This is a genomic window from Haloarcula sp. S1AR25-4 (genome assembly GCF_031624555.1).
GTDB lineage: Archaea > Halobacteriota > Halobacteria > Halobacteriales > Haloarculaceae > Haloarcula > Haloarcula pellucida.
Genome location: NZ_JAMQOR010000012.1, coordinates 1 through 24,705, shown reverse-complemented (window position 1 = coordinate 24,705; position 24,705 = coordinate 1). Strand labels below are relative to the sequence as shown.

Sequence of the window (24,705 nt, the reverse complement as noted above, 5' to 3'; positions counted from 1 at the left end):
CAGCACCGATTGCACTGGTGTAGGCTCCGAGAAGCATCACGATATACGTCACTAGTAGCGTGAAACCGGCGATATGCCTGTACTCGACCGGAATCCTTGAAATCGTGGTTCGTACGTCGTGCCCGCGGAGTCGGCCTTGAGACATAATATTGGGTAGAGACGCTGACTGGCGGTGTGACGAGTTGATGTCTTGGAGACAAAGTGTTAGGCCGGATTCCCAGCGAGTGGGACACCGCCTGCTATTCATTGAGGAGCCGTCCCACGGTACTGTTAAGAAGACCCACGGTTTGTAGGGAAACCCCCTATACGCCGATAGTATGATGGCTCAAGAACATACCCAGGAACGATCAATAGATGAACGCGACCGCGAGGTGAAGTCTGCTAACGACAATACCTGTCCCGAGTGTCAGGGCCATATTACCCTGAATAGCGACAGCGGTGAGGCGACCTGCGAAAGCTGTGGGTTGGTTTTTGAAGATGATCCAATCGACCACGGCCCGGAGTGGCGTGCGTTCACGTCGGACGAACGCGATGAAAAAAGTCGGGTCGGTGCTCCCACGACGCAGCTGATGCACGATAAGGGCCTGAGTACGACTATCGGCTGGCAGGACAAAGATGCCTACGGACAGGCTGTCTCCGGTCGCAAACGTGCTCAATTACAGCGCCTTCGGACGTGGGACGAGCGGTTCCGGACGAAAGATGCCCACGAGCGGAATCTCAAGCAAGCTCTCGGGGAGATCAGCCGGATGGCGTCCGCTCTGGGACTTCCGGAATCGGTTCGGGAAACTGCAGGCGTCCTGTACCGGCGTGCTGTAGAGCAGAACCTGCTCCCCGGTCGCTCGATCGAGGGTATGTCGACGGCGTCGTTGTATGCGGCTGCTCGACAGCACGGAATGCCACGGCCGCTGACGGAGTTCGCCGATGTCAGCCGTGTCGAGAAAATCCGGATCCAGCGAGCGTACCGATATCTGTCCCGAGAACTTGGGCTGGAGATCGAGCCGGAGGATCCCATGCAATATATTCCCCAATTCGCGTCATCGCTTGACGTGAGCGACGAAGCAGAACGGCGCTCTCGAGAACTACTTGAGGTAGCTACAGATAATGCCGTCCACAGTGGAAAGAGTCCAGCCGGATTGGCGGCTGCCGCTCTGTATGCTGCGACCCACCTCACGAACGAGCAGCTCACACAGGAGACGGTGAGTGAGGTCGCCCACGTGAGTCGAGTCACGATCCGGAATCGATACCAAGAGCTTCTCGAGGTGTACGCGCAGCATGACTGACCGGATAGCCCCTGCCGGGCGAAATCCAGCTGCTGATTGGGTCATGATACGATATTTACTATGAGCGAGTTCTCAGTACAGACCGAGGTCGAAGTATTGGAGCTGCTCGTTGACGAGTCACCGTGCCATGTGATGGATATCACTAACGCCGTCGATGGACACCCGATCACTATCGACCAAGCGTGTGCTCATCTTCACAGTGAGGGCTGTATTGTTCCGCGCGGGAGGGGTCTCTACGAGATTACCGACGCCGGCGAACAACGACTCGAAACTCAGCAGGAATCATAACGTTTCATAACTGTGTCACTATGTTTACCCTCATTGGATGGATCAGCCATCATCACTCCCCAGCCCGGATCCGTAATGAATACGGGGTGCCGATGGAGCCTCTCGTCCATAATCGGACTCCATTTCCCGACGAACACGTATTCTCGAATAATGGGAGATAATTCAGTGTCTTCCGAGGACCCTCCGGAGGTACAGGATGTCCTCGATGCGCTGGATGACCCCGCGTGTCGGGCTATTCTCCAGGAAACTATCGAACCAATGACTGCGAACGAACTCCTCGACGCATGTGACATCCCCAAGTCGACGCTGTATCGAAAATTAGAACTCCTCAGTTCCGCTTCCCTCGTTCGAGAACAGGAGACGATCAACCCCGGAGGTGGACGGGTCACCTACTACGAGCGGTCGTTCGAGGACGTCACGATCTCTATGGATGACACAGGTACGTTTTCAGTGAATGTCGATCGGCCGCCGCAATCTACCGACGAACGGCTTGCAGATATCTGGTCGATGATGGGGGACGAAGTATGAACGGCGTCATCACGGCGATTGCAGTCGTCAAGTTTGTAATCCTGCTTCTCGGTGGCGGGATTACCTACATTGCATTTAAGGCCTATCGACGTACGGGTGCGGACTCGCTACGCGTCCTTGGTGTCGGGTTCGGTATCATCACACTCGGGGCAATCCTGACTGGCGTGGCCAACCAGTTCTTTTCTGTCGGATTGGCCCTCGGCGTGCTCATCAACAGCCTGTTCGTCGCCCTTGGCCTCGCGGTCATCATGTACTCGCTGTATATCCAGAAATGAACCCCGTTCCTGATCTCCGTCGGGGTAACTATCTAATCCTTTTCGGCGTGGTTCTGTTCGTTCTCACGCTTGTTAGCAGTGCAATGCTCGCCCCTGCGATTGGGGCGGCTTCGGAGACAGACCAGACGTCCCGAACCTTGGTCGGGTCTCAGGGGGGTGGCCCAGGCTGGCACGAATACGGTAGCGTCTACCTCCTCAACGGTACGAACACTACCTGGCGTGAATCGAGTGCTGATAGCTATTTTGATGTCACGCAAACAGAGAATGGAACAGTGTTAGCCGGGTTCATGGACAGCGGGTACGCTTCGTGCGGATCGTACGAGTCTCCCTGTACCCGAACGGGATTCCGAGTCATTGACCCCGGGAAAGACCCGCAGGTGCTTTCGGAGTATAGCTTCCCGGTGCGAACGAACAAGAACAGCGAAGTCCACGATGTCGAACGACTCGAATCGGGAGAATACTTGGTCACCGATATGGAGTACGAGCGTATCTTTACTGTCAAGAACGGCGAAGTCACGTGGCAGTGGAATGCGAGTTCGTTCTACGACGCCCCACAAGATCCGACGACGACCGACTGGCTGCACATCAACGACGTGGACGTCATCAGCACCGGACGCTATCTCGTCTCAGTGCGGAACGCCAACCAGCTTCTCGTCATCAAGCGCGGAGAGGGTGTCGTCGACGTCATCAACGAGGACACGACCGATTCAAACGATGCCAACTGTCGTAAATCAGGCCAGTTAGCCGACTATGACAGTGATGGCGATATTCGATGTGGTGACCCCGACGTGCTCAACCACCAGCACAACCCCCAGTGGCTCGGGGACGGTGCCGTCCTCGTCGCTGATAGCGAGAACGACCGGGTCATCGAACTCCATCGAACGGCGGCCGGTGAGTGGGAGCCAGCGTGGGCCGTGGATCAGGCAGAGGGGGTCGCATTTGATTGGCCTCGGGATGCAGATCGCCTCCCAAACGGAAACACGCTCATCACTGACACGCTCAATCGGCGACTCGTAGAGGTCGACGAATCCGGGACTGTCGTCTGGAGCGTTCGAACAAAGCGTATCCCATACGAAGCAGACCGGCTGCCATACGGCGAGCCTGTCGGACCCCCGACCTACACGAGTAACGGCAGCAGCGTCGACAGCCCTGATGCCGGCGTGCCGGGCCTCTCACTACTCCTGGTCGGGCTTCGGGCAGTCGTTCCCTCAACACCGTTCTGGTTCCGGGAACCACAGCTCGGACTGACGCTTGTCTCCGCGCTCCTCATCGTCGTCGGTGGTGTTGAAAATCGTCGACCCTAATCAATCAACGCTGTCGTTCTCAATCACGTCTTTGAAGTATTCCAACTCGATGAGAGTGTGTTCGTAGGCTTCCTGTTCGATGTCCCCGAAGAGGGTCAGCGCCCTTTCAGCAGCTCTCCCCAGTACTGTCGGTGGCACACGGGCCCAGACGCGGTGGGAAAGGCGGGTCGATCCGTCTGTCGGCTCAAGCTGCATTGTTCCGCCCTCTTCGACGGTAAACGCGACCGGGAGTGGCGGCAGTGTGTAGGTACAGGTTCCAATCCAGCTGAATCGTTGCTCTTCGACGACGTCACGGAGATCTGCTTTGATCATTCCTTTGACCGGTCCGACAAACTCCCGCTGATAGAATCGAAGTCCATTCCGAAGTGGCTTCTTCGGGTCCATGACCACCCACGTCCCGTCGTGGTCTGGATTGGAGTGTTCCCAGAGAGTCTCGAACTCTTCTAAATGCGACCAGACGGTCGCCGCCGATGCATCTATTCTGACCGCGGCGGTTGCTTCGATCATGTACTGTCAGTCTGGTACCGGTGAAAATGATACTATATCCGAGTATACTCGGGTACTTCTTAATTCTGGCATACCCACGGAACACTATGCGCTACGTCTCCGGGGTTCTCATCTGGAACGACGGGACACTCCATCCACTTGAGACTGCTATCGAAACCAGTCCTGCCGTGACGATAGAGACGACACATCAAATCAATAGAATCGGTGAGCAGTTCGTCGAGTTGAGTGAGTTTTCGGGTGACATGGCCCGACTCGAACAACTCCTAGGAGCCGAAGACTCCGTTCGCGACTTTGAGATCACGCGAAATACCGGCCTCGCATATATTGAGTATAACCAATCTCCGTCGATGACGCAGTTATTCGCCATTCTCGCTGCCTATTCGCTCATTCTCGTCCCACCGGTCGAATACACCGATGACTACGGAGAGCGTGGTGTTCGCCTCACAGTCGTTGGAACGGAATCCGCAATAACACGGATCACCGCGGACTTGCCCTCCGAGATCGCTCTCTATCCGGAGCGCGTAGGCGAGTACAGCCCCGAGCGTGGCCCACTCGAAGATCTGCTCACCGACCGGCAACGAGAAGTCTTCGAGACCGCCGTACAGCTAGGTTACTACAAGGTGCCGCGAGAAGCGACACATGAAGAAATCGCGGCGGCGGTCGAACGAGCCCCCGCGACAGTCTCGGAGCAGCTCCAGCGGATCGAGGCTAATTTGCTGCCTCGCTATCTCGAAGCGGAGCTTGGAGATGTATGACCCGAGTATACTCGGAGTTGCCGCTACTATCGAACCTCACGGAATCCCAGTATGTTCCGAACTGACTCGTCTGTTCTCGTCGTCGGTGGCTACGGCACTATCGGCCGGACTGTCTGTACCGAGCTCGCCGAACGTACCCGGAGAGAGATTATTGCCGCTGGCCGATCTCCGGAGAAGGCACGCAGCTTCGCAAGTTCGGTCAACGGCGTCGAACCTCGGACCCTTGATGTGAGCGACAGGGCAAGCTACGCGGACGCTCTCGACGACATAGGGACGGTAGTCATGTGTCTCGATCAAGACACGCCGCGGTTCGCTGAAACCTGTCTCGAGCATGGAATCGACTACGTCGACATCTCGCCGACGGATACACTTCTCCAAGAAATCGAATCGTTCGACGACCTTGCTCGCGAACAAAAGGCGACCGCCGTCCTCAGTGTCGGTCTGTCACCCGGAATGACGAACCTCTTTGTTACCGAAGCGGCCGATGAATTCGACAGCGTCGACCGAGCGGATATCACCCTCTTACTAGGTATCGGAGAGGCGTTCGGTCCAGATACGGTCAAATGGACTATCGAGGATGCCCTCGGGTCCTTCTCTGTTCGAAGTGACGGTGAGCCTCTCTCTGTAATTGGTCTCACCGAGCCTCGGGTCGTCAATATTCCCGGGTGGGGGCGACGTAGAGCGTATCGTGCAAACCTCGCTGATCAACACGTCCTCGCCCGAGCAACGAATATCCAGACGATCGAAAGCAGACTGTGTTACGATTCTCGTATCGTCACCCGCTACCTCGCGATGTTACGCCGAACCGGAGTGTACCAGCCGGTCGTCTCGTTGCTCGGAGTCGATAGAATCGTCAGGTTGGCCGACGCCGTCCCATTCGGCTCCAACGAGTCGGTTATCAAAGTGGAGATTCTCGGCCGACTCGACGGCCGAGCAAAGCGAATTGAGCGATGGGTCCGTGGGCCCGACCAAGCCCGAGCCACTGCCATCGTGACTGCACGTGTCACGGAGGCCTTGGGACCGTCATATCCTACGGGCGTCCACCACATTCAGGAGCTGTTCAGTAGCACACCACTGTCCGACGCCCTGATTGAGGCCGGGTATACCGTGGGACGGTCAGAACAATGTGGAGACATTGCTTGAGCGGAGATAGTCACAGGCAGACTCCACTGTGCTGTCACTGTTGCTGTCGGCGAACAGCGTCACTTTAGTGTTCCTCCTGTAGCCAGTCTAGTGCGCTCTCGCGGTCGGCCGTGGGGAAGTAGCGCATCTCGTCCGGCGCGACCGGCCAGATTGGTCGGATAACACGCCACCAGTCGAAGAGGAGTTTCGCCCACCTCGAATCGCCGACTGCTGCGTATCGGTCGATATCGAAGTCAGGGCCGTACCGGAGATCGGGAACCACCCCGTGGAGGTGTGTGAGAAACGTCCCGAACGTCCAGTTCGGAACTTCCTCGTATACGTGGATGTGCCCGTACTGGTCGCTCTTTTCGACGAGGAGCGAGTACAGCTCTTGATAGCCTGTTCGCGTGCCCTTCCCGACGCGAATCGCGATGAGGTTCTCGTTCGTCTCGTCCAACACCTCGAACATTCGATCAGGTGCTGTGTGGGACATCGTTAGTGGGAGTGATTCGTCGTACCGACAGGGTCACTATCGGGGTCGGTACGCCCGACGAGCTCGACGGTTGCGTGGTCAATTCCTCGATCCGTGAGATAGCCGTGAACCCGTGACTGGATTCTCCGTTGCTCCTCAAGTGTGGTCGCCGTATCTGTCAGTCGGACGGTTGCGACGGTGAGTTGACTACACACCTGCCAGACGTGGAGATCCTCAATCTGGTCCACGCCATCGAGTGTCGTCAATTCATCCCGGAGTTCTTCGGACGACACCGGACTCCGTTCCAGCAGGATCGAGGTGCTTTCCCGGAGGACGTTCCCGGCCGACGCGAGCACCAGCAACCCGATGAGTACGGCCGCCACAGGGTCTGCAATGGGGAGATCGAACACTGCGACAGCGGCGGTCGAGACGATTACCGCAACAGAGCCACCGGCGTCACCGAGCAGGTGGTAGAACGCCCCGCGCTCGTTGAGACTCATCTCGTCACCCTGTAACACGTACACGGAGCCGATGTTTACCAGCAGGCCACCCGTAGCGATGATCAGCGTCAACTCTGGATTGATCGCCACTGGCTCGAGGAACCGCTGGTAGGACTCCCAGACGATGTATCCGACCATTGGAAGGAGCAAGACGCCGTTCAGGAAGGCCGCAACCGGCTCCAGTCGATGGAGACCGTACGACCACGACTCGCCGCCTTCGAACCGTTCGGCGGTGTAGCTCGCCCCGAACGCCATCGCGTACGCGAGCATATCGAACAGCATGTGGAGGGCGTCGCTGATGAGAGCGACCGACCCGAACAGGAGTCCACCAGCCAGTTCGACGACGAATCCGAGGAAGTTGACGACCGCGACGAGCGCAAGCCGGCGCGTACTGCCACTTGATTTAGACGGGAGGTTATGCTCTGCGGTCTCCTCATCGGTATGCTCGTGAAAAGTCATGAGTTCACATTAGAGGGGGTTCTATTTCGAATCTGAGGATTCCGGGTGTTCCTGGGTAGATTCCTGGGCCCCGTTTTCGCTCGTCACCATCGAATCCTGCGCCGTTGATTCAGTGCTATCCGAAGAGGTAATCTCCCCATCGGCTCCCTCCGTTTCTGGTTTGGACCGCTCCGATTCCTCGGTGAGCGATGTATCCTGTGCAGAGGAGCCACCGAAATCGAGCGGACGAAGCCAGATGAACCAAACGACAAATATGGTTGTGCCATAGCCGACGATCCACACGAGATCAGCTACGGCAGAGAGGTTCGCCTGTTCGAGGGTGTATACCAGTAAACCGGGGCCGATGAGCCCAACGAGCACAACGAGCACAACGAGGACGGCAAATTGCGGAGACGAGAGTCCGAACGGGTATTTTTGCTGATCTGCCTCCGTATGGGATGTTGCATTCCCCTCGTTCTCTGCACCCATGTTACCCCTCCGAAGCGTTGGTTTCGGTGTCTGTATCCGGCGTGATTCGAGAGAGTCGCATCGCGTTCCCGGTGACGGCCGTCGTCATTCCAGCGTCGCCGGCGAGGACGGCGAGCCAGATCGGGACGTATCCGAATGGAACTGCGACTGCCAGCCCGGCTTTGACAGCGAGACTCGACCAGATGTTCTGTCGGATGACCCCGTTCGCATCGTTGGCGAGTTCGTAGAGGTACGGGAGCTTTGCGAGGTCGTCACCCATCAAGGCAATGTCGGCGGTCTCCAATGCGGTATCAGTCCCGGCAGCCCCCATCGCCACGCCGACTGTGGCGGTGGCGAGCGCCGGTGCGTCATTGATCCCGTCTCCGACCATCGCAACGCCGTCGTACTCCTCGACGAGCTCCTCGATCGCCGTCACCTTGTCCTCGGGGAGTAATTCGGCCTGGTACTCGTCGACGCCGACCTGCTCGGCGATCGCGCGGGCAGTCCGCTCGTTGTCCCCCGTCAGCATTACTGTTCGCGAGACGCCGAGTTGCTTGAGTCGCGTGACCGTTCGCTTTGCCTCCGGGCGGATCTCGTCGGCGACCGCGATGACGCCCTCGAGCTCGTCTTCGGTCCCAACGAGGACGACAGTCTTCCCTTCAGCCTGGAGTTCGGGGACGGTCTCTTCGAGGAGATCGAGACAGTTGTTCCGGTCACACATCTGCCGGGCTGTCTGTGTCACGACGCCACCGTCGGTCGTCGCGTGAACGTGCGAAAGGTCGAACTCTAACTCCTCAAACAGGCCCGGTTTGCCTGCGAAGTGAGGAGTCCCGTCGAGATCGGCACGAACACCCTTTCCGGTGATGCTCTCGAAGTCATCGACCTCGCGCTCGGCGACCCCTGCGCTGCCGGCTTCGGCGACGATTGCCTCGCCGATGGGGTGTTCACTCCGTTGCTCGAGCCCGCGTGCACACCGGAGCACGTCCTCCTCCGAGTTCCCGTTCAAGGGAACGACGTCGGTGACGGTGAGTTCACCTTTGGTGAGGGTTCCCGTCTTGTCGAACGCGACGACGTCGACGGCTCCCATCGCTTCGAGGTGATTGCCGCCCTTGATCAGGACGCCGTTCTTCGCGGCGCTCGTAATTCCCGACACCACCGAGACGGGCGTCGAGATGACGAACGCACAGGGACAGGCCAACACCAGCAGCGTCAGTCCGTAGACGACGGCCGTGGACCAGGTTGTGCCGAGGATGTACGGGCTTGCTACCGTCGTCAGGATGGCGAAGGCGACGACTACTGGCGTGTAGTACGTCGAGAAGCGCTCGACGAACTGCTCGCGCTCTGTCTTGTTCGACTGTGCATCTTCGACCATCTCCACGATGCGGGAGAGCGTGTTATTACCGGCCTCGGAGGTGACCTCCACCTCGAGATACCCCTCCTCGTTGATGGTGCCGGCGTACACCTCGTCGCCCGTCGTCTTGTCGACAGGGACGCTTTCACCCGTGATCGGTGCCTGGTTGACGGCGCTTTCACCGTCGACGACGCTTCCGTCCATCGGGATTTTCTCCCCTGGCTTGACGACGACGATGTCACCAACGGCGACCTCGTCGACGGGAATCGTCTCCGTGCTCCCGTTCCGCTTGACGGTCGCTTCATCCGGTGAGAGATCCATTAGCTCGCGGAGGGAGTTTCGGGCACGGTCCATCGAGTACCGCTCCAGCAATTCCGCGATGCTGAACAGGAACGCAAGGGTGGCGGCCTCGAAGTAGAGTGCCTCACCGAAGACAAGACTCGCAACGAGTGCGCCGAGGATAGCCACCGACATCAGGAAGTCGATATCGAGGTTCAGATTTCGCGCCGAGTAGTAGCCGTTGCGAAGGATCTCTTGGCCGCCGGTAGCCACTGCAATCAGAAACAGTACGTCGGCGACCAGCAGCTCAGTACCGAGAAGGCCTGCGATCTGTATATTCTGTCCGGTCAGGAAGAACTCGAAGAGTAAGCCGAGGGCGACGAATCCACCGCTCACCCACGTCTTGAGTGCGCGCGAACTCGTCCAGATACTCTCGCGCCCTCCGCCCGCGTCCTGACGCCCCGATTCGTCGCCTGTCGTGTCCGTGACCTCGTACCCAGCGCTTTCGATCGCGTCGATGACGTCAGCTTCCCCAGCCCTCGACGAATCGTACGTGACAACGACGGTTCCGGTCGTCGGCTGCGTCTCATAAGTGGTCACCCCACCGACTCTGTCGAGAGCGTTTTCGATTTTGCCCGCACACGACGGACAATCCATCTCCGGAACCGTGAATTTCGAGGTGACCTCGCCGGTGTTCTCCACGGTGTATCCGGCCTTTTCAACCCGATCTTCGATCGCGGTGGCACTCGTTTGCTCGCCGTCGTACGAGACGGTCAACGTCCCTGTTGTCACTTGCGGGTCGACGCTCCGGATTCCGTCCAGTTTTTCGACGCTGTTTTCGACCTTTCCTGCACAGGACGGGCAATCCATCTCCGGGACGGAGAATTGTGCAACGTCTCCCTGGTCTATCGATGGGGTAACGTCATCACCATCTTGTCCTGTGTGCTGGATGTGCTCGTGATCCTCGTGATCGTGGTCATGTGTATGACCCTGCTCGCGAGAATCCTCTCCGTGGTCGTGGGTGTGATCCGGTGGTTCACCACTTCCGTCGTGGGATTCCTCGTTAGATGAGGTCATTACGTACTGCTAGCTACTACAGACTTATTAAATCGGCTGCTACTAAAAGCCCTTATTATGGCAGGCTCTAATAAAATATCTAGTCTGAGTTATTAACTCAACCGTCAATTCGTCCCATTCCCCGGACCTAAGTCCGGATTGCTCGATACTCGCCGTGTTTGATCCCGAGGAGGAGCTTACGGACTCCAAAGACGATGAGACCGGCGCTGACCACATCACCACTGGTACTCATCGTACCCATTATCGTCCCCTGGTATCGAATTCTACTGTCGTACGGTCGCTCAATCAGATGTTGTTTCCGACGTCTCCGTTGTCGATACCGTGGCGCGGGTCCTCCTCCGAACGAAGCCTACCCAGACAAGTGCACCAACGAGACACAGGATGCCAGCGATCGCAATCGATTGACCGCGGATTGTCGTCCCGTTCTGGTTCTGTGTGATCAGCAAGATACCGAGACCGACAAGGATGAGTCCTTGAACACCTGCTGCTTTCGCTGGTTCAGCGATATACTCCGCCTCTGTGAGAATGCCAGCAACAGATCCGACGAACAACAGCAGTCCCGCAACAGAGACAGGCCGAAGCCCGAGGACGACACCGACCTCCGAGAGAGCAAATCCAATAGCGACAAAGAGTGGCCATGGACTCGCTCCTGTGAAGGTTGAGTCCGAGTCTGATGAATCGCTCATCATCCTGATTTGAGGATCGAGATATAATAAATCGGCTGCTATCACTCCCCGAATTTTTAATAGAATATACCAGAATTCCAGCGGTCAGTTAGTACTCCCGTGGTATGGGGAACACTCTCCTGAGCAGAGGGGCTCTTCAAATATTGAACCAGAACCGTTTCAACGCTGACTGGCCTACGGCCGAGTAACAGCTATCGAGCCTATGTCATACGAAGGCACTATGATTCCACGGAGTGGCTCACCTGCGGGTAGGTGTGATTACTGTGGGCATCCATTTCCCACGACCGACCGTCTCGTTCTCCACAAAGGCTTAGAACATCCTCAGCGACTTGATGACGACGAGGAGGACGCATTCCTCTCTGCTCGAGCGGACGAAGAAGACGAGTTACGCACACTCCGTCTGAAAGCGCTTGGAGCGCTCGTGCTCCTGTACTTCGGTTTCTTGATGCTATATGCTATCGTCGCGTGACTCAGATACGAACACCGGGGCAAGCGAAGAGGAACACATAAAGTCAGGTCCAGGGTCGAGGCTTCGTCATTGGGTCGTCTCGAACACGAAGCTCAGACTCTTCGTGCAGTTTGTAACCTGGGTCTCGATACTGACGCTGTTTACCGAAACAGTCGCTGCCGGGAACGGAATGACGCTCTCGAAGCAGCCACGAGATACCCTAGCCATTCCCCGATGGCTGTACCTTGCCACCGGAGGTGCCACAATCGGAGCCTCCGCCCTGCTTGCGAGTTTCGTCACTGATCGGGCGTTTATCCGTTATCTCCACAGCTGGTCGGTTCCTGGCCCAACAATTGACGACTGGCGAACACCCGTTGTGTGGATCGGACGTGGACTCGGGATCGTCGTCCTCGGACTGGCAGTGTACCTCGGAGTGACGGGCCCACAACTCCCGACAGCGAGCTTCACCATCCTCGTCACGTTCGTCGTCGTTCGTGCAGGCTTGCCGATGCTCACGTATCTCGGAGGCAATCTTTGGCCAGTGCTGAACCCCTGGCGAGGAATCGTCTCGCTCCTTCCAACTGGATTCCGGACGTATCCAGAAGGATTAGCCCGATGGCCAGCTGTTGGTGGCCTATTACTTCTCGTGTGGGTTGAGGTGATTTTCCCTGTCAGCACGATCCCGTCAGTTCTTTCGATTGCGATCCTCGGCTACAGTGTCGTCACAATCGCAGGCGCAGTACTCGTCGGTCCCAACGCATGGTTCAAGAACGCAGATCCGTTATCTGTCCTGTTCCGATTCTTTGGGGCTGTCGCCCCTGTAAAACGGCGGGATGGGAAGCTCGCCGTAAAACTGCCCGGTAGCGACCTGACTGATTCAGACTTCATCACGGACACCTCCGATGTCGCGTTCGTCATTGCGCTAATCTGGGAGCTCACGTACAGCGGCTTCATCACGACGCAGACGGGCGCAGCAACTATCGAGACACTCGTCAGCCTCTCAAATATCGGAGTGGGAGCCGTACAAATTCGTGCGATCCTCATCTATACGCTCCTTTTCGTCAGTGGTTACGTCGTGTTCTTCGGCGCGTATTGGTATGCGGGCGTAGTCTCTCGGCGACGGACTGGAACATACATCACAGCGAAACGTATCGCCTTTCGGTTTGCACCCTCGCTATTGGCCATCGCAGCGGGATATCACCTCGCTCACTACACCGGACTGGCCGTATCCCTCAGTCCGGCCCTAGGGATGGCGATTGTCTCCCCACTGTCGCCCCCAGCGAACCCTCTGACATTGTCTCCACCTGGATGGTTCGAGGGCTTGAGTATCGCCTACGTGCTCGTCGGGCATCTCCTCGCTATCTGGGCAGCGCACGCGACCGCCTACGAACTCTTCTCGAGTCGTCTCGTCGCAATCCGGAGCCAGTACCCGTTCATTGTTGTGATGATCGGTTACACCGTCATTAGCCTCTGGATTCTCTCACTTCCCGGAGCGACGCCCCCTTATCTACCCTGATTCTGGTGGATTCGAGAGGTCAACGGATCGCTAGGGTCGGAGCTTGACTAGGGGGGGGATCACTCGACAGTGAACTCAATCGGCTCCATATCGAGGAACGCGGTTTCGTAGCCATCGTGCCGCGCCAGTTGAGGTGGTGTCTCGACGGTGATTCTGACCGTATCGTCCGTCTCAAGTTCATCGAGACCCATCCCATAGAAACTCCCGAGGTCGGGATCGAGGGACGCTTGGAGTGTCCCTTGTGCGATTGCGTCCCCTCCTCGATTGAGTGTTGCTGAAAGAGCCATCCTTGGGAGCATCACGCGATTGTAAGGTGTTCGAGGAGAGACGATCAGGAAGGGACCGTCACTATCGCTAAACCGATGGTCACCGTCAACGAGAGCAACGAGTATCGTCGCGTCACCGGATTTCCCTTCGTGGAGAAGTCGACCAGGAAGCTCGGATTTTGTCGGTACGACCGGTTCAGGGATCATTTCCATTTCCATCAGATCGACTGTCCCACGAATGCCCGCTTTTTCTCCCAACCGGCGAATCTCCAAATTGTACGTCTCGGCCGTATCGAACGTGAACTGCATCGTGGCAGCCTGCCCCTCTGTAAATCGCCCATCGAATGGACTCGTACGAGCGGTCTGCAACGGGCCGACCTGGAGCGTCACATCGTACTTCCCTTCCCCCGGCAGCGCAATATTGTCGCCGTAATGGAACCCCATATTCGGCGAAATCATCGGCCAGAGGTTGGTTGAGGACACTCGACCGTCGCTGTTACTGATTTCGACAGAGACGTCGACCGGAAGGATCGTCTCCGTCTCGGTGTCCCAGACACTCGCCATCAGATGCACCGAATCATCCGACTGAACGATGACTTTTGTCTTTCGTGAACCAGTGAGGTTCCAGAAACGGTGCGGGAAGGAATGCATCAGTGCAAATCCGAGATCGCCGGCCGTCGTCGTTCCGTACATTCCCATCCCTTCGATGATGGCAGGATAGTAGACGGCGTCAGGTCGATCCTCCACGAGTGGTGGATCACGCCATGCAGACTGCGTCTCGAATCCGAGCCGCCCCAGGCAACCAGACAGTACCAGGCCACCCGAGAGAGCAGTCCCCTGTTTGAGAAACGTTCTCCGATTCATATTCTCCTCTGAGATACTATGTTTGGTAGATTCATTGAGTCGACCTCGCTGTCGTCAACTGGGGGTTTCTGTAACTGCCCGTCTCGGCCATTCTGTGACTGTCTACGCCAAGCGAACAACGAATCCGGTGAGTACCAGGAGTGAGACAACGCCAAGTAACGTCGCCAGTAGGAGGTGCTTCTCTTCCATAGGTTTGGCTTCGATTGGATTTCTAAAGACACCTTTGAAACTACAACGTCACCTTCACATCTGGCATATCAACGAAGGCTGTCTCGTATCCTTCATGGCGAGCCGTTTGTGGGGGCGAATCGACTGTGATCGTCAGCTCATCTCCCGTCTGTACGTCCGCAACCGTTGTCCCGTAGTGATAGCGGAGTTCTGGATCGATGGTTGCCTGTAGAATTCCGTCGAACACTGACGTCCCATCACGGTGCAGTGTTCCCGAAAGCGACATCATCGGCAGCATCGTTCGATTGTAGGGTGTGCGCGGAGAAACAGCGAGATACCTCTGCTCCTCGTCCCCACCGAAACGTGACGCGTCTTCGAGGATCGTAACCACGAACTTCGCATCCCCACTCATCCCCGAACCACGAACGTCCCCAGGGAGCGCGTTCGGTGTCGGCACTTGCGAGTTCGGTAACATCTCCATGTCCATCAGGTCGACAGCACCCTTCGTGCCCTCCCTGTCGTCGGGGATGTCCGTGTACGAGATCTCGTTGAGCGTCGATTCGCTGAACTCGAACTCGAACGTGAACGATGCGTTCCCCTGATTCTCGGCCAGCGACCCAGTCCGTCGCGTCGACGGCCCGCCGATGCTCACCTCGACAGTGTACGTGCCGTCACTCTGGAGCTGTGCGTTATCGCCGAAGTGAAACCCCATTGGCTGAGAGAGCATCGGCCACGGCGCGAACTGATCAATCGAATCCCTGCTCTGTGTAATCGTGAGCTGTGGATTGATATCGGGTGGGATGATTCCCGTCTGTGTCTCCCAAACGACTGGCATCAGGTGGATCGAATCCTCGGGTTGAATCTCGACCTTCGTGATCCCATTCGGCTTCATCAGCCAGAACCGGTGCGCATACGAGTACGTGAGCGCACACCTGTACCCGCCCTGTTCCTTCATCCCGGGCATTTTCATGCCCTCATAGTGGGTCGGATAGTAGACTGCGTCCGGCCGGTTCTCGGGGAGCGGTGGTGCCCGTGCTGATCGCGTCTCGAACAGGCCGGCACACCCCGCGAGCCCCACGAGTGACGTGCCCCCGACCGCCCGAAGCACGTCACGACGATTCATGCGTCACCTCCTGTGCGTCCCTAGCCGGCTGGGCAGGTGGCAGCGCGCGCAACGACCGCGGCGGGACGAGGAAGTTACCGCGACGCTCAGAACGGATGTACTGTAGGATGCCGTTGTTGTTTCGCTGACCGACGGCCGACTGCTCGGTGACGTCAGTGCCATTCATCGCTTCTCTCGTGTCGACGAAGTCGGTGATCCGTCGCTGGAGCGCAAGGAAGTGGAGGCTGGCGGTCCCACCGTCGGTAGAATCGAAGTCACGTCGAAGAATGAGCGGTGAGTCCTCGTCGTCACGAGCGCGGGCAGATTTCTGGGAGTGACCGACGACGCCCATCTCGCGGGCCGTCTCATCCGTTGGCTTACAGTCGTCGATTTTGCTGCTGTTTCCGAGATTGTCTCCAGCGCCCTCGATGACGTCGTTCTCGGCGTGGTACGGACAGAACATCTTCGCCTCACGCTGCCAGCGGTCGTCCTGGTTGTACCACTGGTTGAGGTTGAGTTGGAGCTTGGAGATGTGCTGAGTCGTGCCATCGGCGAACGGCCCCGACTGGATCGTCACGCGATCTTCACTGGCCTGGTTCTTTTTGAAGCCCGATTTGAATCCCATGAAGAGGGGGGCGTCATCCGGGACTTTGTCGGCTGGAACACTCTCAGCGTCACCTGCATTCTTCGCCGGCAACCCGTCCCCAATAAAGCCCGTCCGCCGGTCGGTGAGTGAGAAAACATCCGTCAGTGCAACGTCAGGCTGATCGACACCGTTGAGCGTCGATTTGTTCCCTTTGAGGGCTTCTTCGGCACCGAGAACCACCTGTGCCGTGTTACTTGCAAGATGGACGACTGCATCGGGCGTATCGAACTCGGGATCCTCGAACGGAGCAAGTGCTTCCGGATCGGGGAGGTCAACGCCTTCGGAAAGCGATTCGTCGAATCGGTCGAAGTATGCCGGAGAATAACTCACCGTGAGCAATAACCCGATTCCACTTCGCTCGTAGGCGTGTTCGATGCCACGGAGAGCTGTTTCAACTTGGTCGCGGTCGTCTTCGTTCGGTTGCCCGTCTCGTCGGTAATTCAAATAGAGAAGCAAACGATGGCTCGGAGCGATGACGTTCCCATGGTCGTCCCGTGGGAGGACCTCATTCCAAGCGTGTTGACGTTGTGGATACGACGAGAGATCATCCGGGCCTGTCGGGACATCGACCTCTTCACGGCCTAGACAGGCACTAAATGCCGCTGCGCCTCCGATAGCGACGGCTGACTTGAGGAATTCTCTGCGAGGGACACCTCTCTCATCAGTCATTGACGGCAGTTAGGAAGTCAACGGAAAAGCCGGTTCTGGTAGAGTTCTTGAATCCCCGCTCAAGGTCGGTAGCAGACTATCTGGTGATGAGCTTCTTCACCAAGTTCCACCCGATAAATCGGGGGGTCCGCTTGCGGTATTCATCGTATTCCTGGCCATACTGCTCTCGCAGCCACGGTTCCTCGGCAAACGGGAACAGTGCGTACACCAGGATGGTCAAGATGCCGTGTACAGCCAGTTTCCGGGAGTTCACTGCAATGATCGCGCCGATGATGAACGTAATGAATCCCACGCTCTGTGGGTTGCGCGTGTACTGGTAGATACCGTCCGTCCGAAGTTCCCCTTCTCTTCCACTGCTTTCCATCCACCCGAGTTCGAAGAGGGCGGAGAGGGCAAATCCCATCCCGAGTGCGGCGATACCGCTACCTGCGAGTTTGCTCCAGCGTTCGGTGGAAATGAATGAATCCCGATCGAGCGCGGCCAGCACAGGAAACCCAGCGAACACGACGGAGAGCGCTGACCAATTGAACCACCACCGCCACGAGTTGTCGCCGATGGGCCACACTCGACGGTCAGGATGAACCGCACTGATGGCGTACCCGAGAATCAGCGTGACGTCCGCGACGACTGCCGTCAGCAGCGCGCGATCTGAGAACGAGGGCATATGTGTACATCGTGATGGTGAAAGACAAAAAAGTGAGTCAATGGGTTCATACCTGAGACTGCTTCCACTGAAGATGTTTGAAACCACCAACCACACTCTACAATTCTAACATCCGGGGATAATTCGAATCGACGTTCTCAGGTAACTGCGTTTCAAATTCAGACCACATGGCGGGATTTGTCCCACTTCATAGTGGGTTCATCGATCCGTGGTCCCTTCCGTTGCTCGTGGTGATCACCATCGCAGCTGCTGGTACAGCGGTGCTTCTGGGACTTGCGATCGGCGCGTTCGTTCAGCGCCAATCCCGCCCATATCTGTTAGTCGTCGCTGCGCTAGCTGCCCTTTTTGGACGCTCTGCAGTTGCGGGGATCACCATCGTCGGCCTGTTTTCACAAGCCGAGCATCACCTTCTCGAACACGGACTTGATATTATTCTTGTTGCGCTCGTCATTGCTGCGGTCTATTACTCTCGAACTATTTCGAACCAGACCAATTTGGATACATGACACACCAACGTGACCGGATTCACGAGTATATTGCCACCCACCCTGAAGAACACTTCAACGCACTCACGCGTAGACTCGACCTCGCACCAGGACAGGTACAGTACCACCTCAAGAAACTCCAGGCTCAGGGAAGTGTAGTCGAACTACCCCTCTATGGCCGGACTCACTATTACACACCTGAATATGACGCGTGGGAACGGGGAGCGATCGCTGTCCTTCGCCGGGAAACGGCACGCGACATTTTATTCAGTGTTCTCGAACAGGGGCCATCCAGACCGGGCGCTGTCACAGAGTCTCTCGGGATTGCTCGGGGGACCCTCGAGTGGCACTTGAATCATTTGACGGAGCAGAATCTCATCGAAAAACACCGAGATGCCAATAATCACGTGACGCTGGTCCCCGCCAAGCCCACTGAGACTGCTCGTCTCCTCGAAGAGATTACACCCTCGCTGTCCGATCGGATGATCGACCGGTTCACTCGCCTCGTCGATAATCTACTGGCGGAGGAATCGTAACGAGTTTTTCGGATGTGTTTCGCCGGAACGAGAACTTGATCGTTCGATTACTTTACTCGAACTGTCCCGACCATTCCAGACCCCTCATGTGGGATACAAAAGTACCCGTACGTGCCTGGTTCCTCGAACGTATGCTCGTAATTCTCACCCGAAGCGATGAGTCCCTCGGTGACCCGATTCCTCGCAGTACGTTCTGACTCGAAGCCACCACTTGCGAAGTACGTGGCCTCGTCTGGAATCTCGTCTTCATACGCCGTGACCGTGTGATCGATGTCACTCTCGTTCGTCCACGTAACCGTCTCACCAGGTTCGATCGTCGCGGTCTTCGGCTCAAATCTGAGGTCGCCGGGCATCGTGACGGTCTGGGCCGACGATGACTGTCCACCTAGACACCCGGCGGTGCTGAGAGTCGCTACGGTCGCGGTGCTGAGCCGCAATATCGATCGTCGATTGTAGAACTTCGAGACCATTGTAATGAAAACGAGTGTTTTCCTATTAGAGCGCCACGAAGAGGTCAGTCACGTACATGATAGCGAGGCCGAGCAGGAATGCGAGTAGGTTCGTCGCACTCGCCACGCGACCGCCGGCATCACGAACCATTCGCGCGATCTCCCAGTCGACCTGTAGGATCGCGCCAACGCCGATCGCGAGGAAGAAGGCGCCAATCGTCGGCGAGTATGCGAGACTGCCGATCCAGCCACCGAGGATGACCGGTGCGCCGGCGATGACGCCGAGCGCTGCGAAGTGCTTGAGAGCCGGACGTTCTCCGCGGGCGACCGGCGCGACGACAGCCGGACCCTCCGTCACGTTGTGGAGCATGAACCCGATCACGAGGAACGCACCGAGTGACACCCGTCCGAGTGCGAACGAACTCCCGATTGCCAGCCCCTCGGCGAGGTTGTGCAGGCCGATCCCGACCGCGACCAGATAGGCGATCCAGAGACCGCTGCTTGCCCGGTTATCACCAGCGGCGACCCTGCCCTCACGCCACGCACTGATCGCCTGGACGAGGAGGAGTGCGCCGAATATCCCGAAGACGACCAAGAGGTTGCCCTCGTACGCGCCCGGAACTCGTTCGGCGAGTTCGAACGCTTCGAACCCGGCGTCAAACGCCAAGAAACCCAGCACGCCGGCCGCAAACAAGAGCACGGCGTGCAGCCACCGATCGCTCATCGTCTTGATGTAAGGGAACCAGAGCATCCCTAAGGCGACCGGAATCACGCCGACGAATAGCCCAATGACCGCAAGCGTCCCGAGCAGACTGAGGCTAAACCCAGGCGACTGACTCGGAGCGACGATCGTATTGTGGAACGTCGCTCCATCGGAGAGCACGAGAGCGACTTCGAGATCCCACCCTGGATTCCAATGATACGGAATCACGATCTGTGCGCTTTCCATCGGGGCGAGTGTTTGGTCACCACCGGCTCCTTCGACTCGGAAATCCCAGTAGGCCTCATCGACGAGGACCTGTGATATCGTCACAGATTCGGGTCCGTTGTTCGTCACGTGCAGGACGACCGTTTCGTCGCTCGGAAGCGTCGTGTGCGTGATCGTCACGTCGGGAAGCGGTGTGCCGCTCTGAACACCGGCGAGCGGGGACGTGAACGCAAACACGCCTAAGACGAGTACGAGCAACACGATCGGGAGTAACGCGCTGACCCATCGCGGAAGCCCGAGCGGTTGTGTGATCTCTTCGTCAGCCGCTACACCACCGTCCGTCGTCGTGTCTCGTGTCTGATCCGCCATGTTAGACCACCTCGAAGAAGCTCATCCAGCCGAGTTCGGCGAACTCAGACTGGTGGGCGTGGAACATGTACAGCCCGGGCTCGTGGTCCGAGTAGTCAATCTCGATGATGCCGCGCTGCGCCTGACATTGCATAATCGTGTCCACAGTCTTATTCGTCGGCGTCAGCGTCGTCCCGTGGTCGTAGTAGTCGAAGAACTGCGAATGCGTGTGGAACGAGTTGATGAGGTCGAACTCCGTTGCATTGGAGAGGTACACACGCTGGCGTTGGTTCTTGTCGATCTGGATGGGGCGTTTCGTCTCGCCCGCCGTCCAGTTGCCCTCGCCGTCGGTATCACCGACGCCGTATCCGAACGCCCGCGTGTTCGCCGCATAGACCTCGTTACCGCCGTCGAAGTTGGTATCGAACGAGTTCATCACCATTACCATCTCGTTGACGGCGTCGTTTTCGGCGTACTCGTGATTCCTGCTCTTCGCCTCTTCGACGAGCTGCTCTCGGAAGTCGTCGGTAATCGGCCCGTGATAGTTGACGTACTCGCGTGGGTTCTCCCTGACGCGTTCGGGGTCCGGATCGACGATGATCGTGCCGTAGAGTCCGCGGTGGATGTGCTCTTTCAGGGGGAGCGAGTGGCAGTGATAGAAGTGCGTACCGGCGGGCTGGGCGATCCACTCGTAGGTGAACGACTCACCCGTATCGAGGACGCCCGGTCCATTCTGGGGAATCCCATCCATTCGCGGGTTGAGGTTCTTCAGGTGTGGATGAATCGTGTGCGCGTGCCGCCCTAGGTTCGTGAATTTGACGCGGATCAGGTCGCCCTCGACGGCACGGATCGTCGGACCCGGCACTTGGCCGTTGTATGCCCATGCCTGGAACTCGACGCCTGGCGCGATTGCTATCGTGGTGTCGACGGCGGTGAACTCGAACTCCCGCACGGTCCGGCCATCCTCTTCGTAGACCTGCTGGGGAACGTTATCCTGGCCACTGTTTCCGGTATTGAACGCGGTGAGGAACTCGTGCGGGTCGAAATCCAAATCTCGGTATTCACCCACCGCACCGAAGTTACCGTGTTCGTCTTCATCGTCGTGATCGGAGGCGGCACTTGCCCGGGAGCTCCCGAGTCCGACGGCTGCACTCCCGGCAACACCGAGACCACCGAGCACTGTGCGGCGACTGACACTCGTTTCACCAGTGAGTGATTCGACCAGTCGCTGTTCGAGGCGTTCTGTGACATCTGCTGCGCTATTGTAATCTATCGATGGCATGATCTCCTCCGCTGGTCAAGCCTACGCATACCCATACACGTCCATTGCACCACCCAATATATAAATTAGACTCATCTAAACTTAGATTGAGGCTAAACTAATAGACTCGCTACTGGAGACACATCAGTTTAGTTTGAGGCTCCAGTGAGCGTTTGAGCGGTTATGGATCGGGCCACTTCCTCTGGGAGTGCAACTCGTTCGTCGGTGCCATCTGGATCAAGCGTCACCATCCCAAATGAGGTGGTCTCAACAATTTCGACTACAGTTGTTGGGGTAATCCCGTGTTCAGACAGGTACCGGAGTAGATCTGGATCATTGTCTGGCACCCGTTCGATTCGAACCTTGTCGCCGACCTGCTGATCAGCGAGGGTTTCACCCGATTGTGGCGGTGAAACGTCCAGATCCGCTGTGGGAATCGGGTCGCCATGCGGGTCAACTGCCGGATTCCCTAACTGCTCTGCAATTCTGTCGGCAAATTGATTACTGATATGGTGTTCGAGGCGATCTGCTTCGTCGTGTACCTCAGCCCAATCGTACTCGAGGCGCTCCGTCAGGTATCGTTCTAATAGCCGATGATGCCGAATGATTTCGAGCGCGACAGGAATTCCAGTGTCTGTGAGTACAACGCCCTTGTAGGGTTCGTAATGGACAAAATCGCGCTTGGCCAATTTTTTCACCATACTGGTGACTGACGGTTGTTCTACGCCCATATGCTCAGCGAGCGTCGAGGTCCGCACCCGTTCATCCGTTTCGCCCTGGAGGTAATAGATCGCTTTGAGATAGTCCTCCATGATGGCGCTCAGCATTAGAGCGAAATTAGACGGGACTAAGTTTATAATTTGCCACGGAATGATTCGTCTTGTCGACAGCTGTGGACGTAAATCTGAGATGGGTCCGGTTATCGCCACGGTCAACACTGGCGCATTGATTTTCCGTATCTTCCTGTTGTGTTACTCACCGACACTCAGAATGACAAACCCAGAGTTGGAACCTTTATATTATAATCACGAGAAATTCGCGATGGAATGTCTGACCTAATCGTCAAAGCAGCCGTGAAGGACGCGCTCTCGGACCACAACGTCTCGGCGGATTTCTACGACGCCCTCAACACGGAGGTCGCCGAACTGCTCGACGATGCCGCAGAGCGTGCCGAATCGAACGACCGGAAGACGGTCCAGCCTCGCGACCTGTAATAGTCGGCTTTCGCGAGTGAACTCGTCAATCGAAGATACCTTTTTGAGGACTCTGTTCTGAATTTAGTAGACGTGTATGGCGGACGCACCGAATACAGAACGGCAGGCGGTCGAACCTGTGGCGGGAGAAGTTCTCAGTGTGTCACAGCTGAACGACCGGATTGCGACGGTCGTGGAGGATGCGCCTGCCCTCGACGGTGTCCGCTGTATCGGCGAGGTCACGGATCTCCATCAGAACAGTACTGCACTCTATTTCACCCTCACTGACGGCGACGCCGAACTTCCCTGTATGATCTGGGCTAATCGCTATCGGAAGATGGATGCTGACCTCGAGGACGGAACTGAGGTCATCCTCGAAGGCGATATCGACTACTGGACTGAGGGTGGGAAAATCGACCTCAAACCGTGGGAGGTGATCGTCGTCGGCGAGGGCGACCAGGCGGCTGCCGTCGAGCGACTGCGAAGCGAACTCGAAGAGCGTGGCTGGTTCGACGACGAGCAGAAACAACAGCCGCCGGCCTTCCCGGAGCGGGTCGGCGTCGTCACGTCCCTTCGAGGAGACGCCCGGTACGACATCCAGAACGCGATCCACGGACAGGACCCCACCGTCGACATCCTGGTGAAGGACGCAACCGTCCAGGGGTCGAACGCGCCGACGTCTATCGCGAACGGGATTCACCATCTGGACCGCTCCGAGGACGTCGATTCAATTATCGTCGGCCGCGGCGGTGGGAGCGATTCGAACCTTCAGGCGTTCAACACCGAGCGGGTCGCAGAAGCGATCTTCACCGCGAACACCCCGATCGTCACGGCAATTGGCCATACTGACGACCGGCTAATCGCGGATCGGGTAGCGGATATGGCCGCGATCACACCGACAGCGGCCGGCGAATACATCGCGAAGTCTCGGAATGAATTCCTTGCTAGCGATATTGACCCGCTTGAGCAACAGCTTGAGGCCGCGTACGAGACCTTTGAACAGGAGCACGAACACGAACAGGAATTGGCCGAGGCAGTCGAAGAGGCGACCGCGCCTGAGGGTCTGTCGCCGGTTTACTACAAAGTTGCAATCGCCGTGCTGCTGGTGCTGTTGCTGCTCATCACCGCACTTTGGCTGGGGGTGATCTAAGCGATGGCGAAAGACTCGGATATCAGGAGTCGGATGAACCGCATCGAAGAGATTATCGATCAACTCGACGCGGATGGGGTTTCACTTGATGAAGGGAGTGAGCTGTACGAGGAAGGGCAGGAGGTGTTGACTGAAATCCGCGAGCGACTCCACGAAGGCCAGGGGGAGGTCATCGAGATCGAATGAGGAACGGCAACGGTATCGACTGTCTCACTCTGTTAACCAACAGACTCCGTTGATCACAAAGGTTGTTGGTTAAGCTCGCTGACCACGGCTACCCTTCAGGCTTAACTGCGATGTGCTCCCATCTCGAACCGTTCGGCGAGAATTCCAATGTTCCATGAGACGGTTCTGATATTCGGCGTCTACCTACTCGCGTGTGGTGTAGCGTGGATCCTCCACGAGTCCGCACACTACGCCGTCCACAGGCTCTATGCGGAATCAGTCTCGTTCGGTGTCAATCGACGTGGCCCTTACGTCGACGCCGTTTACGCCCCGTCTGCTCCGACGGTCGCTATCCGACTCGGTTCGATCGCACCGACCCTCCTCTATACCCCCATTGTCGTATTTGGAATCGTAGCCTATCTCTCGTCGAATCCGGTTCCACAGTTGGATCCAGTCGGGTGGTCGCTTGTCGCTGTTCCCCTCGTGATTTTGACTTTTCCGACTGGTGCTGATATCC

General features: G+C 57.3%; 29 protein-coding genes. 15 read left to right on the top strand and 14 right to left on the bottom strand.

The window, feature by feature from the left end; genetic code table 11:
• Positions 1–317: 317 nt before the first annotated feature.
• The 5 genes from NDI85_RS21825 (at position 318) to NDI85_RS21805 (ending at position 3,675) form a co-directional block, all read left to right on the top strand.
• Entirely contained in the window at positions 318–1,280 is a 963-nt protein-coding gene (locus NDI85_RS21825) for a transcription initiation factor IIB family protein (protein ID WP_142980623.1), read from the top strand.
• A 60-nt stretch (positions 1,281–1,340) separates the two neighbouring features.
• Positions 1,341–1,568, top strand: coding sequence for a transcriptional regulator (locus NDI85_RS21820; RefSeq protein ID WP_310917043.1), 228 nt, complete (start codon positions 1,341–1,343; stop codon positions 1,566–1,568).
• 150 nt (positions 1,569–1,718) lie between these two features.
• The gene (locus NDI85_RS21815; RefSeq protein ID WP_310897976.1) at positions 1,719–2,096 is read left to right on the top strand and encodes a helix-turn-helix domain-containing protein; all 378 of its coding nucleotides are present in this window, start codon (positions 1,719–1,721) and stop codon (positions 2,094–2,096) included.
• Positions 2,093–2,371, top strand: a complete 279-nt coding sequence (locus tag NDI85_RS21810; protein WP_004594563.1) for a hypothetical protein — start codon at positions 2,093–2,095, stop codon at positions 2,369–2,371. Before NDI85_RS21815 ends, NDI85_RS21810 begins: the two co-directional genes overlap by 4 nt.
• Positions 2,368–3,675: an arylsulfotransferase family protein gene (locus tag NDI85_RS21805; protein WP_310917042.1), complete on the top strand. Its 1,308-nt coding sequence runs from the start codon at positions 2,368–2,370 to the stop codon at positions 3,673–3,675. Before NDI85_RS21810 ends, NDI85_RS21805 begins: the two co-directional genes overlap by 4 nt.
• Here the strand turns inward: NDI85_RS21805 and NDI85_RS21800 are convergent, their stop codons facing one another.
• Positions 3,676–4,182 (bottom strand): SRPBCC family protein, encoded by a 507-nt coding sequence (locus NDI85_RS21800; protein WP_310897974.1) that lies wholly within the window; start codon positions 4,180–4,182, stop codon positions 3,676–3,678.
• Positions 4,183–4,268: 86 nt separating this feature from the next.
• On the opposite strand from NDI85_RS21800, the gene NDI85_RS21795 reads away from it, so the two are divergent.
• Positions 4,269–4,937: a helix-turn-helix domain-containing protein gene (locus NDI85_RS21795; protein ID WP_310897973.1), complete on the top strand. Its 669-nt coding sequence runs from the start codon at positions 4,269–4,271 to the stop codon at positions 4,935–4,937.
• A 51-nt stretch (positions 4,938–4,988) separates the two neighbouring features.
• Positions 4,989–6,080, top strand: a complete 1,092-nt coding sequence (locus tag NDI85_RS21790; protein WP_310897972.1) for a saccharopine dehydrogenase NADP-binding domain-containing protein — start codon at positions 4,989–4,991, stop codon at positions 6,078–6,080.
• Between the two features lie 64 nt (positions 6,081–6,144).
• Here NDI85_RS21790 and NDI85_RS21785 read toward each other — a convergent pair whose 3' ends face one another.
• From NDI85_RS21785 to NDI85_RS21765, 5 genes are all read right to left on the bottom strand, one after another.
• Positions 6,145–6,528 (bottom strand): STAS/SEC14 domain-containing protein, encoded by a 384-nt coding sequence (locus NDI85_RS21785; RefSeq protein WP_142980840.1) that lies wholly within the window; start codon positions 6,526–6,528, stop codon positions 6,145–6,147.
• 26 nt (positions 6,529–6,554) lie between these two features.
• Positions 6,555–7,490 (bottom strand): cation diffusion facilitator family transporter, encoded by a 936-nt coding sequence (locus NDI85_RS21780; protein WP_142980828.1) that lies wholly within the window; start codon positions 7,488–7,490, stop codon positions 6,555–6,557.
• A gap of 21 nt (positions 7,491–7,511) precedes the next feature.
• A complete protein-coding gene (locus tag NDI85_RS21775; protein ID WP_142980827.1) occupies positions 7,512–7,958 on the bottom strand; it encodes a hypothetical protein in 447 nt (148 codons plus the stop codon).
• A 1-nt stretch (position 7,959) separates the two neighbouring features.
• Positions 7,960–10,644, bottom strand: a complete 2,685-nt coding sequence (locus tag NDI85_RS21770) for a heavy metal translocating P-type ATPase (RefSeq protein WP_310897971.1) — start codon at positions 10,642–10,644, stop codon at positions 7,960–7,962.
• Between the two features lie 281 nt (positions 10,645–10,925).
• A complete protein-coding gene (locus NDI85_RS21765; RefSeq protein WP_142980825.1) occupies positions 10,926–11,330 on the bottom strand; it encodes a hypothetical protein in 405 nt (134 codons plus the stop codon).
• A gap of 202 nt (positions 11,331–11,532) precedes the next feature.
• Between NDI85_RS21765 and NDI85_RS22430 the strand changes: the two genes are divergently transcribed.
• Both NDI85_RS22430 and NDI85_RS21760 read left to right on the top strand, forming a co-directional pair.
• On the top strand, positions 11,533–11,799 hold the full coding sequence (locus tag NDI85_RS22430) for a DNA-binding protein (protein WP_142980824.1): 267 nt from the start codon (positions 11,533–11,535) through the stop codon (positions 11,797–11,799).
• Positions 11,783–13,294 carry a hypothetical protein gene (locus tag NDI85_RS21760; RefSeq protein WP_310897970.1) on the top strand — a complete coding sequence of 504 codons (1,512 nt, stop codon included), beginning with the start codon at positions 11,783–11,785 and terminating at the stop codon, positions 13,292–13,294. Before NDI85_RS22430 ends, NDI85_RS21760 begins: the two co-directional genes overlap by 17 nt.
• A 59-nt stretch (positions 13,295–13,353) precedes the next feature.
• Here the strand turns inward: NDI85_RS21760 and NDI85_RS21755 are convergent, their stop codons facing one another.
• The 4 genes from NDI85_RS21755 to NDI85_RS21740 form a co-directional block, all read right to left on the bottom strand.
• Positions 13,354–14,424 carry an iron transporter gene (locus tag NDI85_RS21755; protein WP_142980695.1) on the bottom strand — a complete coding sequence of 357 codons (1,071 nt, stop codon included), beginning with the start codon at positions 14,422–14,424 and terminating at the stop codon, positions 13,354–13,356.
• 229 nt (positions 14,425–14,653) lie between these two features.
• On the bottom strand, positions 14,654–15,715 hold the full coding sequence (locus NDI85_RS21750) for a hypothetical protein (RefSeq protein WP_142980694.1): 1,062 nt from the start codon (positions 15,713–15,715) through the stop codon (positions 14,654–14,656).
• Positions 15,702–17,009, bottom strand: a complete 1,308-nt coding sequence (locus tag NDI85_RS21745; RefSeq protein ID WP_142980693.1) for a twin-arginine translocation signal domain-containing protein — start codon at positions 17,007–17,009, stop codon at positions 15,702–15,704. The genes NDI85_RS21750 and NDI85_RS21745 overlap by 14 nt, the downstream gene beginning before the upstream one ends.
• Positions 17,010–17,085: 76 nt before the next feature.
• Positions 17,086–17,673 carry an isoprenylcysteine carboxylmethyltransferase family protein gene (locus NDI85_RS21740; protein ID WP_142980692.1) on the bottom strand — a complete coding sequence of 196 codons (588 nt, stop codon included), beginning with the start codon at positions 17,671–17,673 and terminating at the stop codon, positions 17,086–17,088.
• 227 nt (positions 17,674–17,900) lie between these two features.
• Between NDI85_RS21740 and NDI85_RS21735 the strand changes: the two genes are divergently transcribed.
• Both NDI85_RS21735 and NDI85_RS21730 read left to right on the top strand, forming a co-directional pair.
• Complete coding sequence (locus NDI85_RS21735; protein ID WP_246058023.1) at positions 17,901–18,179, top strand: hypothetical protein; 279 nt, start codon at positions 17,901–17,903, stop codon at positions 18,177–18,179.
• Positions 18,176–18,694, top strand: coding sequence for an ArsR family transcriptional regulator (locus tag NDI85_RS21730; RefSeq protein ID WP_142980690.1), 519 nt, complete (start codon positions 18,176–18,178; stop codon positions 18,692–18,694). The genes NDI85_RS21735 and NDI85_RS21730 overlap by 4 nt, the downstream gene beginning before the upstream one ends.
• A gap of 47 nt (positions 18,695–18,741) precedes the next feature.
• On the opposite strand, the gene NDI85_RS21725 is transcribed toward NDI85_RS21730, so the two are convergent.
• From NDI85_RS21725 to NDI85_RS21710, 4 genes are all read right to left on the bottom strand, one after another.
• Entirely contained in the window at positions 18,742–19,164 is a 423-nt protein-coding gene (locus NDI85_RS21725) for a plastocyanin/azurin family copper-binding protein (RefSeq protein WP_142980689.1), read from the bottom strand.
• Positions 19,165–19,189: 25 nt separating this feature from the next.
• Entirely contained in the window at positions 19,190–20,440 is a 1,251-nt protein-coding gene (locus NDI85_RS21720) for a ZIP family metal transporter (RefSeq protein ID WP_142980688.1), read from the bottom strand.
• Between the two features lies 1 nt (position 20,441).
• Positions 20,442–21,701: a multicopper oxidase domain-containing protein gene (locus NDI85_RS21715; RefSeq protein WP_142980687.1), complete on the bottom strand. Its 1,260-nt coding sequence runs from the start codon at positions 21,699–21,701 to the stop codon at positions 20,442–20,444.
• Between the two features lie 128 nt (positions 21,702–21,829).
• Positions 21,830–22,507 carry a metal-dependent transcriptional regulator gene (locus NDI85_RS21710; protein WP_142980686.1) on the bottom strand — a complete coding sequence of 226 codons (678 nt, stop codon included), beginning with the start codon at positions 22,505–22,507 and terminating at the stop codon, positions 21,830–21,832.
• 219 nt (positions 22,508–22,726) lie between these two features.
• On the opposite strand from NDI85_RS21710, the gene NDI85_RS21705 reads away from it, so the two are divergent.
• From NDI85_RS21705 to NDI85_RS21690, 4 genes are all read left to right on the top strand, one after another.
• On the top strand, positions 22,727–22,894 hold the full coding sequence (locus NDI85_RS21705) for a DUF1931 domain-containing protein (RefSeq protein ID WP_115803921.1): 168 nt from the start codon (positions 22,727–22,729) through the stop codon (positions 22,892–22,894).
• Between the two features lie 76 nt (positions 22,895–22,970).
• Positions 22,971–24,023 (top strand): exodeoxyribonuclease VII large subunit, encoded by a 1,053-nt coding sequence (xseA, locus tag NDI85_RS21700; protein ID WP_142980685.1) that lies wholly within the window; start codon positions 22,971–22,973, stop codon positions 24,021–24,023.
• A 3-nt stretch (positions 24,024–24,026) separates the two neighbouring features.
• Positions 24,027–24,209, top strand: a complete 183-nt coding sequence (xseB, locus tag NDI85_RS21695; RefSeq protein ID WP_115803923.1) for an exodeoxyribonuclease VII small subunit — start codon at positions 24,027–24,029, stop codon at positions 24,207–24,209.
• A gap of 147 nt (positions 24,210–24,356) precedes the next feature.
• Positions 24,357–24,705: hypothetical protein (locus tag NDI85_RS21690; protein ID WP_310917039.1), on the top strand; the 349-nt coding region annotated here is incomplete at its 3' end.

Coding starts and splice junctions, on each gene's coding strand:
- NDI85_RS21825 (WP_142980623.1), top strand. CDS start 318: ATGATGGCTCAAGAACATACCCAGGAACGATCAATAGATGAACGCGAC.
- NDI85_RS21820 (WP_310917043.1), top strand. CDS start 1,341: ATGAGCGAGTTCTCAGTACAGACCGAGGTCGAAGTATTGGAGCTGCTC.
- NDI85_RS21815 (WP_310897976.1), top strand. CDS start 1,719: ATGGGAGATAATTCAGTGTCTTCCGAGGACCCTCCGGAGGTACAGGAT.
- NDI85_RS21810 (WP_004594563.1), top strand. CDS start 2,093: ATGAACGGCGTCATCACGGCGATTGCAGTCGTCAAGTTTGTAATCCTG.
- NDI85_RS21805 (WP_310917042.1), top strand. CDS start 2,368: ATGAACCCCGTTCCTGATCTCCGTCGGGGTAACTATCTAATCCTTTTC.
- NDI85_RS21800 (WP_310897974.1), bottom strand. CDS start 4,182: ATGATCGAAGCAACCGCCGCGGTCAGAATAGATGCATCGGCGGCGACC.
- NDI85_RS21795 (WP_310897973.1), top strand. CDS start 4,269: ATGCGCTACGTCTCCGGGGTTCTCATCTGGAACGACGGGACACTCCAT.
- NDI85_RS21790 (WP_310897972.1), top strand. CDS start 4,989: ATGTTCCGAACTGACTCGTCTGTTCTCGTCGTCGGTGGCTACGGCACT.
- NDI85_RS21785 (WP_142980840.1), bottom strand. CDS start 6,528: ATGTTCGAGGTGTTGGACGAGACGAACGAGAACCTCATCGCGATTCGC.
- NDI85_RS21780 (WP_142980828.1), bottom strand. CDS start 7,490: ATGACTTTTCACGAGCATACCGATGAGGAGACCGCAGAGCATAACCTC.
- NDI85_RS21775 (WP_142980827.1), bottom strand. CDS start 7,958: ATGGGTGCAGAGAACGAGGGGAATGCAACATCCCATACGGAGGCAGAT.
- NDI85_RS21770 (WP_310897971.1), bottom strand. CDS start 10,644: ATGACCTCATCTAACGAGGAATCCCACGACGGAAGTGGTGAACCACCG.
- NDI85_RS21765 (WP_142980825.1), bottom strand. CDS start 11,330: ATGAGCGATTCATCAGACTCGGACTCAACCTTCACAGGAGCGAGTCCA.
- NDI85_RS22430 (WP_142980824.1), top strand. CDS start 11,533: ATGTCATACGAAGGCACTATGATTCCACGGAGTGGCTCACCTGCGGGT.
- NDI85_RS21760 (WP_310897970.1), top strand. CDS start 11,783: ATGCTATCGTCGCGTGACTCAGATACGAACACCGGGGCAAGCGAAGAG.
- NDI85_RS21755 (WP_142980695.1), bottom strand. CDS start 14,424: ATGAATCGGAGAACGTTTCTCAAACAGGGGACTGCTCTCTCGGGTGGC.
- NDI85_RS21750 (WP_142980694.1), bottom strand. CDS start 15,715: ATGAATCGTCGTGACGTGCTTCGGGCGGTCGGGGGCACGTCACTCGTG.
- NDI85_RS21745 (WP_142980693.1), bottom strand. CDS start 17,009: ATGACTGATGAGAGAGGTGTCCCTCGCAGAGAATTCCTCAAGTCAGCC.
- NDI85_RS21740 (WP_142980692.1), bottom strand. CDS start 17,673: ATGCCCTCGTTCTCAGATCGCGCGCTGCTGACGGCAGTCGTCGCGGAC.
- NDI85_RS21730 (WP_142980690.1), top strand. CDS start 18,176: ATGACACACCAACGTGACCGGATTCACGAGTATATTGCCACCCACCCT.
- NDI85_RS21725 (WP_142980689.1), bottom strand. CDS start 19,164: ATGGTCTCGAAGTTCTACAATCGACGATCGATATTGCGGCTCAGCACC.
- NDI85_RS21720 (WP_142980688.1), bottom strand. CDS start 20,440: ATGGCGGATCAGACACGAGACACGACGACGGACGGTGGTGTAGCGGCT.
- NDI85_RS21715 (WP_142980687.1), bottom strand. CDS start 21,701: ATGCCATCGATAGATTACAATAGCGCAGCAGATGTCACAGAACGCCTC.
- NDI85_RS21710 (WP_142980686.1), bottom strand. CDS start 22,507: ATGCTGAGCGCCATCATGGAGGACTATCTCAAAGCGATCTATTACCTC.
- NDI85_RS21705 (WP_115803921.1), top strand. CDS start 22,727: ATGTCTGACCTAATCGTCAAAGCAGCCGTGAAGGACGCGCTCTCGGAC.
- xseA (WP_142980685.1), top strand. CDS start 22,971: ATGGCGGACGCACCGAATACAGAACGGCAGGCGGTCGAACCTGTGGCG.
- xseB (WP_115803923.1), top strand. CDS start 24,027: ATGGCGAAAGACTCGGATATCAGGAGTCGGATGAACCGCATCGAAGAG.